The 15,579-nt window shown below is 66.5% G+C and carries 18 protein-coding genes, 1 tRNA gene and 1 pseudogene; 8 read left to right on the top strand and 12 right to left on the bottom strand.

Features of this window, described 5'->3' with window-relative positions:
• Positions 1-227 (top strand): annotated as a pseudogene (locus NO347_RS06980) (peroxiredoxin); the annotation flags it as partial.
• Positions 228-278: 51 nt separating this feature from the next.
• Here NO347_RS06980 and NO347_RS06975 read toward each other — a convergent pair.
• Together NO347_RS06975 and NO347_RS06970 are read right to left on the bottom strand one after the other, a co-directional pair.
• Positions 279-1,475 carry an inorganic phosphate transporter gene (locus NO347_RS06975; RefSeq protein ID WP_256288894.1) on the bottom strand — a complete coding sequence of 399 codons (1,197 nt, stop codon included), beginning with the start codon at positions 1,473-1,475 and terminating at the stop codon, positions 279-281.
• Positions 1,476-1,481: 6 nt separating this feature from the next.
• Positions 1,482-1,703, bottom strand: coding sequence for a DUF7859 family protein (locus NO347_RS06970; RefSeq protein WP_305148789.1), 222 nt, complete (start codon positions 1,701-1,703; stop codon positions 1,482-1,484).
• A gap of 139 nt (positions 1,704-1,842) precedes the next feature.
• Between NO347_RS06970 and NO347_RS06965 the strand changes: the two genes are divergently transcribed.
• Positions 1,843-2,823: an ArsR/SmtB family transcription factor gene (locus NO347_RS06965; RefSeq protein ID WP_256288893.1), complete on the top strand. Its 981-nt coding sequence runs from the start codon at positions 1,843-1,845 to the stop codon at positions 2,821-2,823.
• A gap of 409 nt (positions 2,824-3,232) precedes the next feature.
• Here the strand turns inward: NO347_RS06965 and NO347_RS06960 are convergent, their stop codons facing one another.
• Complete coding sequence (locus NO347_RS06960) at positions 3,233-3,763, bottom strand: metallophosphoesterase (RefSeq protein ID WP_256288892.1); 531 nt, start codon at positions 3,761-3,763, stop codon at positions 3,233-3,235.
• Between the two features lie 133 nt (positions 3,764-3,896).
• Here NO347_RS06960 and NO347_RS06955 point away from each other — a divergent pair, with 133 nt between their 5' ends.
• On the top strand, positions 3,897-4,838 hold the full coding sequence (locus NO347_RS06955) for a cation diffusion facilitator family transporter (RefSeq protein ID WP_256288891.1): 942 nt from the start codon (positions 3,897-3,899) through the stop codon (positions 4,836-4,838).
• 33 nt (positions 4,839-4,871) lie between these two features.
• Here the strand turns inward: NO347_RS06955 and NO347_RS06950 are convergent, their stop codons facing one another.
• Together NO347_RS06950 and NO347_RS06945 are read right to left on the bottom strand one after the other, a co-directional pair.
• On the bottom strand, positions 4,872-5,903 hold the full coding sequence (locus NO347_RS06950) for a threonine aldolase family protein (protein WP_256288890.1): 1,032 nt from the start codon (positions 5,901-5,903) through the stop codon (positions 4,872-4,874).
• A gap of 107 nt (positions 5,904-6,010) precedes the next feature.
• Positions 6,011-6,562 (bottom strand): DoxX family membrane protein, encoded by a 552-nt coding sequence (locus NO347_RS06945; protein WP_256288889.1) that lies wholly within the window; start codon positions 6,560-6,562, stop codon positions 6,011-6,013.
• 181 nt (positions 6,563-6,743) lie between these two features.
• On the opposite strand from NO347_RS06945, the gene ddh reads away from it, so the two are divergent.
• Entirely contained in the window at positions 6,744-7,682 is a 939-nt protein-coding gene (ddh, locus tag NO347_RS06940) for a D-2-hydroxyacid dehydrogenase (protein ID WP_256288888.1), read from the top strand.
• A 166-nt stretch (positions 7,683-7,848) separates the two neighbouring features.
• Here ddh and NO347_RS06935 read toward each other — a convergent pair.
• Positions 7,849-7,921: transfer RNA gene (locus NO347_RS06935), tRNA-His, on the bottom strand.
• 174 nt (positions 7,922-8,095) lie between these two features.
• Here NO347_RS06935 and NO347_RS06930 point away from each other — a divergent pair.
• Positions 8,096-8,551 (top strand): DUF5814 domain-containing protein, encoded by a 456-nt coding sequence (locus NO347_RS06930; protein WP_256288887.1) that lies wholly within the window; start codon positions 8,096-8,098, stop codon positions 8,549-8,551.
• Between the two features lie 131 nt (positions 8,552-8,682).
• Here NO347_RS06930 and NO347_RS06925 read toward each other — a convergent pair whose 3' ends face one another.
• The 3 genes from NO347_RS06925 to NO347_RS06915 all read right to left on the bottom strand — a co-directional run bounded on the left by NO347_RS06925 (position 8,683) and on the right by NO347_RS06915 (position 10,869).
• A complete protein-coding gene (locus NO347_RS06925; protein WP_256288886.1) occupies positions 8,683-9,099 on the bottom strand; it encodes a DUF8146 domain-containing protein in 417 nt (138 codons plus the stop codon).
• 171 nt (positions 9,100-9,270) lie between these two features.
• On the bottom strand, positions 9,271-9,939 hold the full coding sequence (locus NO347_RS06920) for an RPA family protein (RefSeq protein WP_256288885.1): 669 nt from the start codon (positions 9,937-9,939) through the stop codon (positions 9,271-9,273).
• A complete protein-coding gene (locus tag NO347_RS06915) occupies positions 9,940-10,869 on the bottom strand; it encodes a replication factor A (RefSeq protein WP_256288884.1) in 930 nt (309 codons plus the stop codon).
• Positions 10,870-11,070: 201 nt separating this feature from the next.
• Here NO347_RS06915 and NO347_RS06910 point away from each other — a divergent pair, with 201 nt between their 5' ends.
• On the top strand, positions 11,071-11,376 hold the full coding sequence (locus NO347_RS06910) for a DUF7091 family protein (RefSeq protein WP_256288883.1): 306 nt from the start codon (positions 11,071-11,073) through the stop codon (positions 11,374-11,376).
• Positions 11,376-12,569, top strand: a complete 1,194-nt coding sequence (locus tag NO347_RS06905; RefSeq protein ID WP_256288882.1) for a mannose-1-phosphate guanylyltransferase — start codon at positions 11,376-11,378, stop codon at positions 12,567-12,569. The genes NO347_RS06910 and NO347_RS06905 overlap by 1 nt, the downstream gene beginning before the upstream one ends.
• Before the next feature lie 18 nt (positions 12,570-12,587).
• On the opposite strand, the gene NO347_RS06900 is transcribed toward NO347_RS06905, so the two are convergent.
• On the bottom strand, positions 12,588-13,130 hold the full coding sequence (locus tag NO347_RS06900) for a Tfx family DNA-binding protein (RefSeq protein ID WP_256288881.1): 543 nt from the start codon (positions 13,128-13,130) through the stop codon (positions 12,588-12,590).
• A gap of 81 nt (positions 13,131-13,211) precedes the next feature.
• A complete protein-coding gene (locus tag NO347_RS06895; protein WP_256288880.1) occupies positions 13,212-13,679 on the bottom strand; it encodes a TRAM domain-containing protein in 468 nt (155 codons plus the stop codon).
• A gap of 118 nt (positions 13,680-13,797) precedes the next feature.
• Between NO347_RS06895 and NO347_RS06890 the strand changes: the two genes are divergently transcribed.
• A complete protein-coding gene (locus tag NO347_RS06890) occupies positions 13,798-14,496 on the top strand; it encodes a hypothetical protein (protein ID WP_256288879.1) in 699 nt (232 codons plus the stop codon).
• A 62-nt stretch (positions 14,497-14,558) separates the two neighbouring features.
• Here NO347_RS06890 and NO347_RS06885 read toward each other — a convergent pair whose 3' ends face one another.
• Entirely contained in the window at positions 14,559-15,554 is a 996-nt protein-coding gene (locus NO347_RS06885; RefSeq protein WP_256288878.1) for a radical SAM protein, read from the bottom strand.
• Positions 15,555-15,579 lie beyond the last annotated feature (25 nt).

Raw genomic sequence — 15,579 nt, 5'->3', positions numbered from 1 at the left:
TCGGCCGCAACATCGACGAGATCCTCCGCTCGCTGCGCGCGCTCCAGATGAGCGACGAGGAAGGCGTCGCCGCCCCCGCCGACTGGCCCGAAAACGAGAAATTCGGCGACCGCGTCCTCCTGTCGCCGCCCGGCACCGACGCCGACGCCGAAAAGCGGACAGCCGAAGCCGAAGACGACGACGACCTCGACTACTACGACTGGTGGTTCGTCACGAAAAAGCGGTAAAACACTGATCCGACCCGTCTCGGTAGAGTCGGAACGAACTGATTTTTTGATTTACAACAGCGCGTCGAGGCCGGCGAACGTCGCGTAGGCGACGCCAAACGCGAGCACGAGCGAACCGATCCACGCGAGCGCCGTCTTGGCCATCTTCTCGCGGCTGACGCCCGCACCGCCGGCGGCGTACCCGCTCCCGATGATCGCGCTGACGATGATCTCGTTGAACGAGACCGGAATGCCGAGCGCGACGGCCGCTTGTGCGATGGCGAACGACGGGATCATCGCGGCGATCGAACGGCGCGGGCCGAGCGAGGAGTAGTCCTGCGAGAGTGCTTTGATCATCCGCGGCGCGCCGGTCCACGAGCCCACGAGGAGACCGAGTCCGCCGCCGACCAGAAGTGCCGGGAGGGGAACCGCGACCGCGTCGAGAAGCGGCACGAGCGGGCCGATCGCGAGGCCGACCTGGCTCCCGCCGGCGGAGAACGCGACGAGACCGCCCAGGACGAGGAGAAAGCGGCGCTGGCCGCGGGCCTGATCGGCGTTCATCTCGCGGCGGACGAGCGCGGCCGCGACGGCGACGAACAGCCCCGACACGAGGGCGACGCCGAGGTCTATGTCGAGGACCGGGAGGACGATCGGCGGGGTCGCCGCCGCACCAACTTCGGCCAGCGAGCGGCCGCCGTCCCCGCCGAGCGCGGCGAATCGGATGTTCGCGATGAGGAGGCCGACGACCCCGCCGAGCACGGGGACGGCGGTGCGTTCGGGAATCGACTCGTTGCGGAGGAGTCGCGCCGTGCCGTAGGCGATCCCCCCGCCCACGAAGGGCGTGAGCACCCACAGCGAGACGATCTGCTGGTACTTCGCGATCGCGGGGCCACCGCCGTTCGCGAGCCCGACGCCGACGACTGCTCCGGTGACGGTGAACGCAGTGGCGATCGGGTAGCCGGCGAACACACCGATGGCGACGAGCGCGGCCGCGACGAGCAGTGCGACCGTCGACGCCGTCGCCGTGAGGACGGAGCCGACGACGAGTTCGGTCCCGACGGCTTCGGTGACGTTCGCGCCCTGGAGAATCGCGCCCGAGAGCCCGAGGACGCCGACGATGAAGCCGGCGCGCATCACGGAGATGGCGTTCGCACCGACGGCCGGAGCGAACGGCGTCGACCCCGACGAGCCCGCGCCGATGGACCACGACATAAACAGGCTGGCGAGGGCGGCGACGACGAGCGTGGCAAGGGTAGAGCCCGCGACCATCGCCGATTACTTCCCCCGGTAGCCCTCGTCGTATCCGTCGCGGAGCCCTGTCATCGTCCGCCTGATGAACAGGTACGCGAAGAAGACGAACCCGAGAAGAAACACGAGGAGAATCACCAACGCGGGATTCGACGCGACGAAGTCGACGACGACGTCGACCTGTGCGGGATCGCCACCCGGACCCACGGCTTGAGACCGGCCGACGGTTCCCGGCTGACGAGTGAGCATACGCGGGGCTTTCCGCGGCGTCAGTAAAGACGTTTCGCCGTCTCCCAGAGCGGGAGCGGCGAACACGGGAGAGCGGCGAACGGGGACTGTCGTAAAGAGAGGAAGACTCATCACAGACGCGACGAAACGTTCCCGAGAAATGGCCGACATCCTCCCTACCCGGCCAGATCTGCCCGACGACGACGAGAAGGAGCCACGCGTCGTCGGCCTCGACAGTGACGAGGTGGACGATCTCCTCGCTGCGATCTCCTCGGAGACGGCGCGGCGGGTCCTCGACGAGTTACACGACGAACCGGGCGCGCCCTCTGACGTCGCCGGCAGAGTCGATACCTCCATCCAGAACGCGCAGTACCACCTGGACCGACTCGAAAGCGCGGGGCTCATCGAGTCGGCCGGTACGGCGTACTCCGAGAAAGGGCGGGAGATGACCGTCTACGCGCCCTCGGACCGCGCTCTGGTCGTCGTCGCGGGCAACGAGGAGGACACGAGCGGCCTCCAATCGGCGCTGACGCAGTTGCTCGGGGGACTCGGCGTCGTAGCGCTCGGCAGCGTCGTCGTGGACCGCCTCGTCAGAAGCGGAGCCGGCCCGTCGCTCTCGGTCGGGTCGAGCGGTGCCGGCGGCGGGAGCGGGGGCGATTCGGGAGGTGCGACGAATCTCAGCGGGACAGCAGAGTCGGACGCGTCGGCCGCAGACGCGACGGCCACACCCGCGCCGGAGACGGCGACACCAACCGAAGACCAGGCCGCGACGCAGACGACGAGCGGCGGCGACGGAGGCGGGTTCCAGATCGCGGAAGCGACAGAGACGCCGACGCCAGCGGCGACGGGGACGCCGACCCCCGACGCGACCGGCACAGCGACGCCGGCCGCTACAGAGGCGCCGGCGCCAACGCCGACGGAGACGCCCGGGAGCGTCCCGACGGAGACCGTCGCGGAGGCGACACAGACGGTCTCGGACGCGGCCCGGACGGCCGTCGAGACGACACAGACGGCCGCGGGCGGCGGGGGCGACCCGCTCGACGTCGTCGCGTCGGCGGTCGGGGGACTGCCACCTGGCGCGCTCTTCTTTCTCGGCGGCGTCGTCGCGCTGTCGTTCGTCGCGCTAGTCTGGCGGCAGTGAGCACGTGGGGGCTTCGATCGCCTGCGACCACCTCGTCCGTGGTGAAATTACGCGCGGTGACCGTGGCCGGACGGCGAGCGCCGTCGTGTAAATGCTGAAACAGCAATTTGAGTCTACGTCGTCTATATTATTCTACGCGCCCGAATTCCGCCTGCAGGGTCGTCGCCGTTTCGGCTCCCCATCGGTATTCGTCTCCCCCCGACGAGCCCCGAACGGACCGTCGCGTCGGTCGCCGCAGTCATCCCTCCCCTTGCCCCTCACCCGAGACTGCACCGGTCGCCCGACGCTGCCGAGCGGCGACGACCCGAAATCCTTCCCGTTTTTCGACGACTCATACTGTCGGACATAAATCAGTAGAGCAGTGCAGCACCGGAAGCCGAGACACTTCACATCGGTCTATCCGACAGTATCACGCCTCGCGTGACCGATCGCCGTCGACGAGAAACGACTCGAACACCTCGCCGTCGACAGTGACGAGTCGGCCGTCGAGGCCGCCGTCGTCGCGCCGCTCGAACTCGGCGTGCGCTGCCCGGTAGCCGCGCGGTTGTGCGTGGCTGCCAGGGTTGACGAGGACGAGATCGGGCGTCCGTTCGTAGGTCGGACGGTGACTGTGGCCGAAGAGAACGACGTCCGCGCCGCGCTGCCGACCGAACAGCGAGAGCGCCGTCGACCCACCGCGCTGGCGATGCGTCATCGCGAACGTGAAGCCGCCGAAAGTGAAGTTTCGGGCCTCCGGAAGGCGGTCGCGGATCCCGGCGTCGTCGTTGTTGCCGGTAACGCCGAGCAGGCGGGCCGACTCGCGCTCGAAGTCGTCCAGGACGGATTCGCGCATAAAGTCGCCCGCGTGAGCGACGACGTCGGCGTCGCGGACAGCCTGGAGCGTCCGCCCGGAGAGCCGGTGGGAGTCAGTGCTGTGGGTGTCGGAGACGACGGTGAGCATAGGCCGCTGTAAGCGACCGGGGGACAAGAACCGTGCGGCGTCCGTTTCGTCGGGGTTCTGCGGAAGTGCGAGCGTGAGCGAGCATCGCCGTCGGGTGAAAACCACTTTAGTCCCGTCACCAGAGAGGGATGGTATGGCCGGAAGCAGAGGCGTCGTCCTCGCAGCCCTCGTCGCGAACGGAGCCATCGCCGTCCTGAAATTCATCGGCTTTCTCCTCACCGGCAGCCCCTCGATGCTGTCGGAGACGTACCACTCGATCTCCGATACGGGCAATCAGGTGTTTCTCCTCATCGGGATTCGATACAGCAAGAAGGAGACGAGCCGCGAGCACCCGTTCGGCTACGGCAAAGCGCAGTTCTTCTACTCGTTTCTCGTGGCCGTGCTGCTGTTCGGTATCGCCGGCTGGGAGTCGGTCAAGCACGGCTACGACGCCATCGTCCACGGCGGGCACGGCGCCGCCGGAACGGTGTCGATCGCGGGCGCGACCTTCCCCTCCTGGTACGTCAACGTGGTCGTCCTCCTCGGTGCGATCGGCTTCGAGAGCTACGCCTTCGTGAAGGCGAACACGGAGATACAGCGGCAGATCGACCAGTACAACTGGACCGGGATGCGCGAGGCGTTCCAGAAGACGAGCGACGTGACGACGCTGACAGCGCTCACCGAGGACACGATCGCGCTCCTCGGCGCGGGACTGGCACTCGTCGGAATCCTCCTCTCGAAGGCGACCGGCAACGAAGTGTACGACGCCGTCGCCGCACTGCTCATCGGGCTCCTGCTGATGGGCTTCGCACTCGCGCTCGCCTGGGAGAACAAACGGCTCATCCTCGGCGAAAGTCTCTCGGCCGACGTCGAAACCGACTTACGGGCCGTCATCGAGAACGCGCCCCACGTCACCCACATCGACGCCTTCCGGACGGTGTTCGTCGGCCCCCAGAGCGCTCTCGTCACCGTGGACGTGAGCTTCGACCCCGACACCGAGGCGGCGGAGCTAGACGGGCTGATCGCCGAGATCGAGACCCAACTCCGCGAGGCCGACGACCGGGTCAAGCACGTCTACGTCGAACCCGAGGTGTAGTCGCACAGCGGCCGAGGTGCTGGGCGGTGACGATCAGTCTCGCAGATCGTCGACCGCGTCCTCGATTCGGGCGACCGCGTCTTCGACGTCCGCGCGGGTCACATCGAGGTGCGTGCAGAACCGGATGAGAGAGTCGCCGTGTGCGCCGCCGAGGACACCGTGTTCCGCACAGACGGCCTCGAACGTCTCGGCGCTGATACCGAGGTCATCCGTGTAGACCTGGACGATGTTCGTGTCGGGAGCTGCTACCCGAAGCCCGTCGATCGCATCGAGTCCCGCCGCGAACCGGGCCGCGTTCTCGTGGTCCTCCGCGAGTCGGTCGACGTTCTCCAGCGCGAGCAGTCCGGGCGCGGCGATCAGCCCGGCCTGGCGCATCCCGCCGCCGAACAGTTTTCGGACGCGTCGGGCGTCCGCGATGAAATCTTCGTCGCCGGCGAGAATCGATCCGACCGGCGCGCCGAGGCCCTTCGAGAGGCAGAACAGCACCGAATCGACGTCGCGAGTCATCCGCGCCGGGTCGACGTCGAGCGCCACGCAGGCGTTGAACAGGCGCGCGCCGTCGAGATGTACCGGCACGCCGCGGTCGTGGGCCGCGTCGGCAGCCGCCGAGATAGACGCTGGCGGAACGGCGACGCCGCCGCGGGCGTTGTGTGTGTTTTCGAGCGCGATCAAGCCCGTTCCCGGGCGGTGAAGGCTCTCCTCGACGTACGCCGCGTCGATCTGTTCGGGCGTCGGGACGGCGTCGACGGCGTCGACCGCGCGGGTCTGAAGGCCCGAGAGCTGTGCCAGCCCGCCGAGCTCCCAGTCGTAGATGTGCGCCATCCGATCGAGGACGATCTCTTCCCCGCGGTCGGCGTGCACGTGGGCAGCGATCTGATTGCCCATCGTCCCCGTCGGGACGTACATCGCGTCCGGAAAGCCGACACGGTCGGCCGCGGCGGCTTCGAGTTCGTTCACTGTGGGATCTTCGCCGTAGACGTCGTCGCCGACGGCGGCCTCTGCTGCCGCGTCACGCATCGCGTCGGAAGGGCGGGTTACCGTGTCGCTTCGGAGATCGATCGCCATACCTGAGCGTCGGCGGCGAGCGAGAAATATCCGCGGATCGATACGGAAAGCGAGAGGAGTAGCAGGCGAAAAACGACCGAACCGCCGCACACCCCGGCCGCGCAGTCCTATCCGAGCAGGAACTTCGCGATCCGGGTCTGTGCGAGATCGAGGCGCTCGACGAAGACGTCGAGGCCCAGGATCCGGCCTGCGCCGAGCGTTGCGATGGTGACGAACAGCAGCAGTCCCATCAGGTCACCGTTGACCAAACCGTGCGCCCAGTCGGCGTTCCCCAGATAGAAGAACACCATCAGGAAGGCCCCGAAGAACGAGGCCAGTCTGACGAGCGCGCCGACGACGAGGCCGAGTCCGATGAGGAACTCGCCGGCGGGGATGGCGAAGTTCGTGAACTCGATCAGCCACGGCGTGCCGGCGACCCACGCGAAGAAGCCGTGGACCGGGCTGGCGGTCGTGCCGTGCAGGAGGTACCCCGCCGCGTCGAACGGTTCGCCGGCGACGAAGCTGAACTTCGTGAAGCCGGCGTGGAGGAACCAGTAGCCGGTGACGACGCGGAGGACCGCGAGCCAGTAGCCGGCGACTGTGCCCTGCAGGTCGAAGTCGAGGATGGTGCTGAAGGCTGTCTCAGGTGTCGTAGTTTGGGTTGTCGGAGTCGTACTCATAATCGTCCACCTTACACGTGAACAGTCGCGCACAGTATCAATATAATAGGTATCTGGTTCTCAAATGATCAGAAATCGTTCCAGAGAGTGACACACAGCGCCGTGAACCGTTACCGACGATCCGGCCCGGTGATGCGGACCGCAGGGAGTCTTTTTGTGTGCGTGAACAGATGTGCGCTGTATGGCAGACGATGGGCTGGTGATCGGGATTCATCCGTCGGTGGCGACGATCTTCCCGCCGGCGACGTTGCGAGACGAGTTAGACGACGTGTCCGCTCGCGTGGAGTTGTTGACCGACGGCTCGGATCTCGACGGCCTCGACGGACTCGTGACGTTCACGTACGACGATGCGTTCCTGTCCGCCGACCTGGAGTGGATCCACTGCGTCCTCGCCGGTGTCGATGCGTTCCCGCTCGACGCGCTGGAGCGACACGGGATCAGGCTCACGAACAGTTCCGGGATTCACGGCGACGCAGTCGGCGATACGGTGCTCGGGTATATGCTCCAGTTCTCGCGGCGGCTGCACGTCTACCGCGACAACGAACCGAAGCGCAAGTGGCGGTATCCCGACTGGGACGAGACGTTCACGCTCGCGGGCGAAACTGTCTGTGTCGTCGGCCTCGGCACGCTGGGGCAGGGCGTCGCCGCGCGCGCCGACGGCGTCGGGATGGACGTCGTGGGCGTCCGACGAACGCCGACGCCGGTCCCGTCAGTCAGACAGATCTACACGCCGAACGCGCTCTCCGAAGCGGTCGCCGACGCGCGGTTCGTCGTGCTGACCCCGCCGCTCACCGACCGCACGCGCGGCCTCGTCGGCTCCGAAGAGCTCGACGCGATGCGAGAGGACGCCTATCTCATCAACGTCGCGCGCGGGCCGGTCGTCGACCAGGCGAGTCTAATCGGTGCACTGGAAGCCGGCGGGATAGCTGGGGCCGCACTGGACGTCTTCGAAGAAGAGCCGCTGCCGGCGGAGTCGCCGCTCTGGGAGATGGAGAACGTCATCGTCACGCCCCACGCCGCCGGCGCGACCCGAGCGTACGGCGAGCGGGTCGCCGCGTTAGTCGAAGAGAACATAAAGCGGATCCGCACTGACGACGCTCTCGCGAATCAGATCGTCTGAGCGGTGTCTCACAGCAGGGAGAGCGACCGCTCTGCAGGCGTGGCGTTTCGGAGACGGCCCGGGTGCGAGAATCGAACCCCACTCGCAACCTCGCTTCGCACGGTTGCTCGCCGTTTCAATCCTCTGTACGGACGTTCACCTGCTCACGTTGTTCGCAGGCAGAAAGGTCCGGGTGCGAGAATCGAACCCGCGTCTCAGCCTCCACAAGGCTGAAGGATAGTCCACTACCCTAACCCGGACACGCATCTTCAGGTACCCCCGTCGAAGTCAAATACGTTACGACTCACCACTGGAGTGAGCCGGCCTCACACGGGCCGCCGATCCGACGACTCTTGGCCACCGGCAGTCGCGACTGTCTATCGAGGACCGGCACCGGGACGCTTTTGCCGCACAGCGGCGTACGATCGACAACCGTGGCTATCACGGACAAGATCTATCTCAAGAACCACCGCCAGATCGTCTCGCAGATCGACGTCAACATCCCGAAGGGAGCGTTCAAGGGCGCGACGATGGACGTCCTCTACACCGGGGAGGGGCTCTCGAAACTCGACGACGCCACGCGCGATCGACTCCTGGATTTCGCCGAGGACTTCCTCGATCCCAAGAACCCCGACGACCTCTATACGGGCTACCCCGAGCGGCAGTTCGTATCGTACCTGCTGGAGCTCCGGGCGCAGGGCCTCGGTCCCGACGCCATCGTCGACGTGATGAGCGACGAGTATATGCTGTATGCGTACCCAGGCGACATCCTCTCGTTCCTCGACAGTGCCGTCCGAACGCTGGAGGCGGCCGAGACGCTCGCGGAAGTCGAAGGCAACGAGGAGATGGAACAGAAGATGCGGCGCGCCCGGAAGGCGCTCTCGGGGTAACCTATCGCTGGCTCGGCGTCGCAACCTCACCCCAACGCCGTCGACGCCTCATAATGATTACTCTCGTCTCTTACCGCCGACCATCGCCACCGGGAGTGGCGCTCGGCGGTACACAGTGAGAGTAATCACTATCAGCCCAGTCGGAACGACGGCTCGTCGGCCTCGCTCTCGTCGAGGTCTTCGAGTTGGATGACGTCGTCTTCGCCGTCTTCGAGTTGCTCTCGGAGGTAGTTGACGTATCGCTTGTGTTCTTCGAGTTGCTCCCGGAGGTGTTCGGCCTCCAGTTCGAGGCGCTCGTGTTCGCGGACGAAGCTCTTTGGGACCTTCACCTTCGGCGGGAAGCTCTCGTCTTCGTCATCGCCGTTGCGCAACTGTTCGAGTTCGTGCTCGGGGACGACCTGGACCTGGCCGTCGTGGGCAACGAGCGTGTCGACGTAGTCGCGGAAGACCGCCGAGAGCGAGATGTCGCGCTCCTCGGCGATCTCACGGAGCGTCTCGAACGCGTCCTCGTTGACGCGGAACGAGATGGTCTTGTTTTTGTTGCCCATTGTCTCGTCTCGTCGTTCGTCGGCGGATCCACTTAATGCTTCGTCAGACAGTGTGACTGAAACAACAGGATTTGATTCGAATCCGGTCCGGCGACGGGACGAGAGCGCCGACTCTCGGTGCGGGTCTGAAAGTGAAATCGGGGGAATGCGGATTCGTCGGCGGTTCGCCGCCTACGGCTCGGTCTGCAGGTCGGCGTGCGCGTCGCGTTCGCTTTCTCCGGTCGTGTCGTCGACGCGGCCGCCGTCGAGTCCGAGTTCGTCGCCGTCGGACTCTTCGAGGCTCTCCAAGGCGGAGATGGTGGACTCCTTGTAGCGGTCGGTGGGGAGGTCGTACTCCTCGCGGGCCATCCGCGCGTACTCGTTACCCTCCTGGTCGAACGCCTCGATGCGTTCGAGCGTCCGCTCTGCGGTCTCGACGACCCAGCGATCCCGGGTCGCGGCGTCGACGACCTGGATCGACTCGGGTCGGACCGAGACGTTCACCGACCCGTCGTCGGTCTCGTACGTCCGCGGCTTGCCGACGACCGCGACGTACGCGGGCGGTTCGAGTTCGCGGAGCATACTCGCGGCTTCGGGCTGATACTGACCCGCGTACACGAAGAACGTCCCCGTGGGGTCGACGATCCGGCCACGCCAGTACTCGTTGTCCTCGCCGACGTCGTCCTTCTCGGTCAGCGTGCCGACGAAGAACACGCGGTTGGCCTTCGCGCCCGTCGGGAGCAGCAGATAGACCGGCGCGCGATCGTCGTCGGATTCTTTGAACGTGAAGGCGGCGTCGTTGAACTCGTCTGCGAACACACGCCGGGCGACTTCTCGGGATGGGATTTCGTTGGAACTCATTTAGATCGACCTCGCTTTGATCAGCACCGCTTCCGGATCCGCCGGTTCGGTGAGCCGTTCGACGTCGTCGGCCAGCACGTAGCGACCGAGTTCGGGGCCCGAGACTCGGTAGTACGTCCCGAGCAGGTCCTCGCGCATCTCCTCGACGACGACCGTCGTGTCGAGAGCGTCCATCGCCATCTGCTGGGCTTCGTCGAGGGTGACGCCGGTGAGTTCCTCGGTGACGCCGCGGCCGAAGATCACCTCGTAGACCTCCTCGCCGTCGTCGAGGACGCCCTTGATCCGCAGGTCGAACTCGCCTTCGACGTCGCCGTGTTCCGAACAGCGCCCGTTCTGGAGGACGCGCGTGCAGCCCTCCTCGGGGCAGCGCTTGATGAGGCCGCTACCGGACTGGATGTCGACGAGCGCGCCTTCGACGGAGACCGCGTCGTCGCCGACTTCGATGTCCTCGTCGAGTTCCTCGATCGACGTCGTCTTGTTGAGTTTCACCGAGAAGTTACCCTGGTACTCGTCGGTAACGACGTTCCCGAGGCGGTAGACCGCGCCCTCCTCCAGTTCGGGGAGATCCGATGTCTCGAAGGCGACGAACTTCGTGCGCCCGGACTCGTCGCCGAGCAGGCCGACCTGGGCGATCGACTCGCTTCGGGGCTCCCACAGTTCGACGACCTTCGCGGTCACGTCGATCCACTGTTCGTCCTCGTCGATGTCGGCGAGGCGGACTTCGTCGTTACCGCCGCGACCGATCTCGTCACGTTCGAGGCCGGCCTCTTCGAGGTAGCTGTTAACCACCGAGCGGCGCGCCTCGTCGACGGGCACGCGGTACTCGTCGACGAGATTACGCAGTCGCTCTTCGACGTCGTCTTCGTCCACGTCGAGGTGGTCTGAGAACTGTTCCGCTATCTCCGCTGCGTGTGTTCGCAGGTCTGACATAGTTTCACTCGCCTCCGCCTTGTTTTCCGTTGGGAGGCACGGGGCGATTGGTTCCCGATCAGTAATAAAGTATCGTAACCGGGGTGAAAGTGAAGCCGACGTGACGGACGAAAGTGAGACCGACGCGACGGACTTGTGTCCGCGATCAGGTCGTCGCGACCACCAACGAACCTATACGACTCGCCCTCGCACTCTCTCCCGATGAGCGACCGTCTCGAACGCCTCCTGCGAGCGAAGTTCCGCGAGGCCGGCCGCCAGTACGCCCGCGCCCGCGATGCCTACCGCGAAGGTCGCGACGCGGAGACGGGCGACGAGGATCGAATGGCCATCCCGACCGCCATCCCTCGGGACGACGACGGCCGCCTCCGCATCGTCTGCCGCCGTGAAGCCGACCGCCGCGCCGTCGCGGTCGACGCCGAGGGGCGCCCGGCGTGCTTCGAGGCGGGGCATCCGGACTGTGAGGGCTGCGTCGAAGACCTCCACGACGGGATCGTGGAGACGTGGTGATGGCGGACAACGTTTCAGCCACCGGGGGAACCGAGGTTTCGGTCCCCGTCGTCGCCGTCGTGCTCGCCGGCGGGACGGGGTCGCGGCTCTACCCCGCCAGTCGGTCGGATCGCCCGAAGCAGTTCCTCCCGCTCGTGGGCGAAGAATCGCTCCTCGAAGGGACCGTCTCACGGGCGCGCGACGTCGCAGACGAGGTCGCCGTCGTTACCCGCGAGAAGTACACAGCGGGCGTGCGAGACCGCGTCCCCGACGCCGACGTGCTCGTCGAACCCGCCGGACGCGACACCGGGCCGGCGCTCCTGTACGCGACGCACTACGCCTCAGAACGCTACGGCGACTGCGTCGTCCTCGCGCTCCCGAGCGACCACCTCGTCGGCGAGGGGTTCGCGCCCGCAGTCCGTCGCGGCGTCGGCGTCGCGGCAGCCGAGGACCGGCTGATCACGTTCGGCGTCGAGCCGACCCGGCCCGAGACGGGCTACGGTTACATCGAACCGGCGGCGCCCACCCCAGCGGCCCCTACGACGACAGAAACGACGGAAACGGACACCGGCTCCGATCCCGCCTGGAAACCCGTCCAGTCGTTCCACGAGAAGCCAGACGTAGAAACCGCCGAGTCGTACGTCGCGGCCGGCCACTACTGGAACGCCGGACTGTTCGCCTGGCGGCCGGAGGTATTTCTGGACGCGGCCGCGACCTCACCACTAGCCGATCTTCTCGACGCACTTCGATCCGCGAGCGACCACTCCGGCGACCACTCTGATGTGGTTTCCGGCGATCACTCCGATGTGGAATCCGACGGCCATTCCGACGTGATCACCAGCGACCACCCGGACGTAACGGCCGCGTTCGAGGCGACCGAGTCGGTCAGCGTCGATCACGCCATCTTCGAGGGCGCCGACGACGTAGCGGTCGTCCCGGTCGCGTTCCCCTGGGACGACGTCGGCTCCTGGGACGCGCTCGAACGCGTCCTCGACGCCGACGGGACCGGAAACGTCGCCGGCGAGGACGTCACGCTGCGGACGCTGGATGCCGCGGACAACGTCGTCGCCGCAGACGGCGCACACGTGTCGCTCGTGGGCGTCTCGGACCTCGCCGTGGTCGCGTGGGACGACCGCGTCCTCGTCGTGCCGAAAGCGCGCGCGCAGGACGTCAAACGGCTCGTTCGCTCGCTCGAAGCGCGCGGGGAGTTCTGAGTCGGGCCGAAAAGAGAGCTACTCGGCCGAGCGCCGCACCTGTACGCGGCCACCCGTCGTCACTCCGACGAGCAGCGCTTCACGGACCTCGCGACCCTGAATGGCGTCGCCGGCGGCGTCCGAGACCGCTTTCATCAGCTCGGGTGCCGTCCGGTTCGCCTTCACGCCGGCCTCGTCACAGGCGTCGTACACCTGCTTCGGGACGTCGTAGAGGTCAGTCCCTTCCTCGACGGAAACCTGCACCGGAGCCGTCAGCGCCTCGGCGAAGGCGACGGTCTCGCGCGCTTTCTCGACGTTTCGGCGCGCACTCGATTCGACGCTCGACACGTTCGCACGGGACGTCCCGAGCATCGACGCGATCTTCGACTGGCGGATCCCCTGCTCTCGGAGCACCAGCACTTCGGCCTGACGGCGCGTCAACACGCTCTCGTCGGCGTCGAAGCCCGCCTCCGCGAGCGCGGCGTCGACGTCGAACGCCGAGAGGTCCTCTCCCTCCTCGGTGTGTAACCCGTCGACCCCGTCCGATTTCGCGCTGTCGCCGTCTCTCTCGGCGTCGTCCATACTGTCGCGTTGGCGGCCCCGCGCAAAAAAGATGCAGAAGAGTGACTGTCCGTGCCGTCTCGCCCCGCCGGCGGCGGTCGATTATCCGCCCCAGAAGTTGTCGCGGCTGCCGAGCGCGGTCGGCCTGTCCGGGCCGCCCGTCCGGTCCTCGGAGCCGTCGTCTGTGGCGTCGGACGCGGCCGTCTCGTCCGCGGCTTCTTCGGCGTCTTCGTCGAGCGGCAGCCGTTCGACTACCTTCTTCGCGGTCGCGTGGTTGGATTTCACGCGGTCGATTCGGACGACGGCGCGCGCCTCCGGCAGGAGGCCGTCGACGAGCACGATGAAACCGTCGTCGGTCCGGCCGACGCCCGCTCCGCTCTCGTGGATGTCGTCGACGTCGACGACGACTTCCTCGCCGGGCTTGACGGGCTGGGCCTTCAGGTCGCGGATCGGCTGGTCGTAGTTGTTACACCACTCGGCGCCACCGCGGTCGCCGTAGTATTGACACCCCATCCCGTCGATTCGCTCCGAATACCGGGGACAGTCGTCGGCCAGCGGACAGTCTGACATAGCGAATGTTACTCCACGGCGTGTCTAAACGCTTGCGGGTCTCGAAACGACAGTGTGGCTGAGACACGATAGCGACACCCACCGCAACGCTTTCAGCCGTCTCGCCCCGACAGCCGGTATGAGTCGCCGCGTCCCCGAGTTCGCCGTCATCACGGGCGTCTTCCTCGGTATCTCCGTACTCGTTTCCGGATTGCTCCTCGGCTGGAGCCTCTATGCGACGGTCGTCGTCGGGGCGCTCGTCTCGTACCCGTTCGTCGGATTCGGCATCGTTCGCGACGACGACCCCGCAGCGACGATCCGACCGCGGTGGCTCCTCGCCGCCGGGAGCGTCGTCGCCGCGGCCGGCGCGTTCGGCGTCCTCCTCGACGACCCGTCGCCGCGCGGCGTCCTCTTCGCGATCCTCGTCGCCGCCGCGCTCGGTGCCCCGGCCGCTGGCTACGCGACCAGATACGGGGCAGACGTCAATCCGCTCTCGCCCCGCACGACCGTCTTCGTCGGGGCGGCGGCTGGAGTGGCCCTCGTCGTCGCCGGCGTACTCGTCGGCACTCCCTACGTCGGCGTCGGTGCCGGAGTCGCAATCGGACTCGGAGCGGCGCTGTACGGGACTGCACGCGGCGTCACCTTCGACCGGCGGACGAAGCGGCTTGCTGCGGCCGGGGGCGGCGTGCTCGGCGTCGGGATCGTTGCCGTCGGCGTCGTCCGCGGCGGACCGCTGGGCGAGTGGCTCCTAGTCGGGACGGCGACCGCGCTCGTGCCGAGTCTTTACGCTGCGCTGACGGCGGAGTCCTTCGAGCGATCGCGCCGCTCGGAGTGGTAAGCGCGGAGTAAATAACAATTAAAGAACCCGAATCGGGGCCGGTCGCTGCTAAGGATAAGAGACTACGCCAGCGGCGTCCGCTCGACGACCGTCCCGTCGGCAGTCGGATACTGCTCGACGATCTCGCCCTCGGGGACGTCACCCTCTTCGATCATCTCCTCTAAGAGCCACCACGCGACCTCGACGTGGTTCGATTTGACCGTGTAGAACTCCTCGGGAACGCCGAGAGCGTCGAGTTCGTCGGCCGTGATCCACGTCTTCCCGTAGACGAGCGTCCCGTCGTCGGTCACCTCGTCGAAGGGGCGGCGAATGGTGCGTGCCATCCGCTTGAGGCGGTTGCGATGTTGTGCGGCGTCTTTGAACACGGAGGTACAGAAGTACACGCGCTCGTGGTCGCCCATCGTGTCGAGAATCTCCTCTTTGGAGCCGTCGACCGCGGACATATGGCCTTCCTGCAGCTCGAAGCCCTGTTCTTGCATCCGGCGGTAGTTCCCGTCGCTCATCTCGAACTCGTTGACGTTGCAGAACTCCGCGGCGCCTTCGTCGAGGAAGTCCAGGAACTCCTCTTCGGCGCGGATGCCGGGGATCTCGAAGGCGGGCGTGAGCCCTTCCTCGCGGGCGATGTAGAGGATCTCCTCCCACTCGGTCCCGTGGAGATCGCCCCACTGTTCGTACGGCGGGTGGAACCGGATCTCGTCGAGGCCGGCCTCCGAGAGCCGGCGCATATTCTCGCGGCCGCCGGTGATGCCGGTGTAGAGGTGCGTGTGGTGGTCCTCGCCGAACTCGTCTTTCAGAAGCGAGAGGTAGTGACAGGTGCGATCGAGCGCCTCCTGCGGTTCGCCGCCGGTGATCGAGGTGCCGAGCGCCTGCATCCGCTTGGCTTCCTCGATGACGTCGTCGTCGGATTCGACGAGTCGTTCGTTCGCGTAGACGTCGGTGACGTTCTTGCGGTTCTCGCCGAGCGGGCAGTAAAAGCAGTCGCGCTGGTCGCAGTAACCGTAGACGAAGAGAACCATCTTACCGCCCTTCGCGCACTGCTCACAGCCCTTCGAGATCATTCGTTTCTCGATAGCGGTCCGAGAC

The organism is Halobellus inordinatus (genome assembly GCF_024464655.1).
Lineage (GTDB): Archaea > Halobacteriota > Halobacteria > Halobacteriales > Haloferacaceae > Haloquadratum > Haloquadratum inordinatus.
This window is presented reverse-complemented; position numbering and strand designations above follow the sequence as displayed.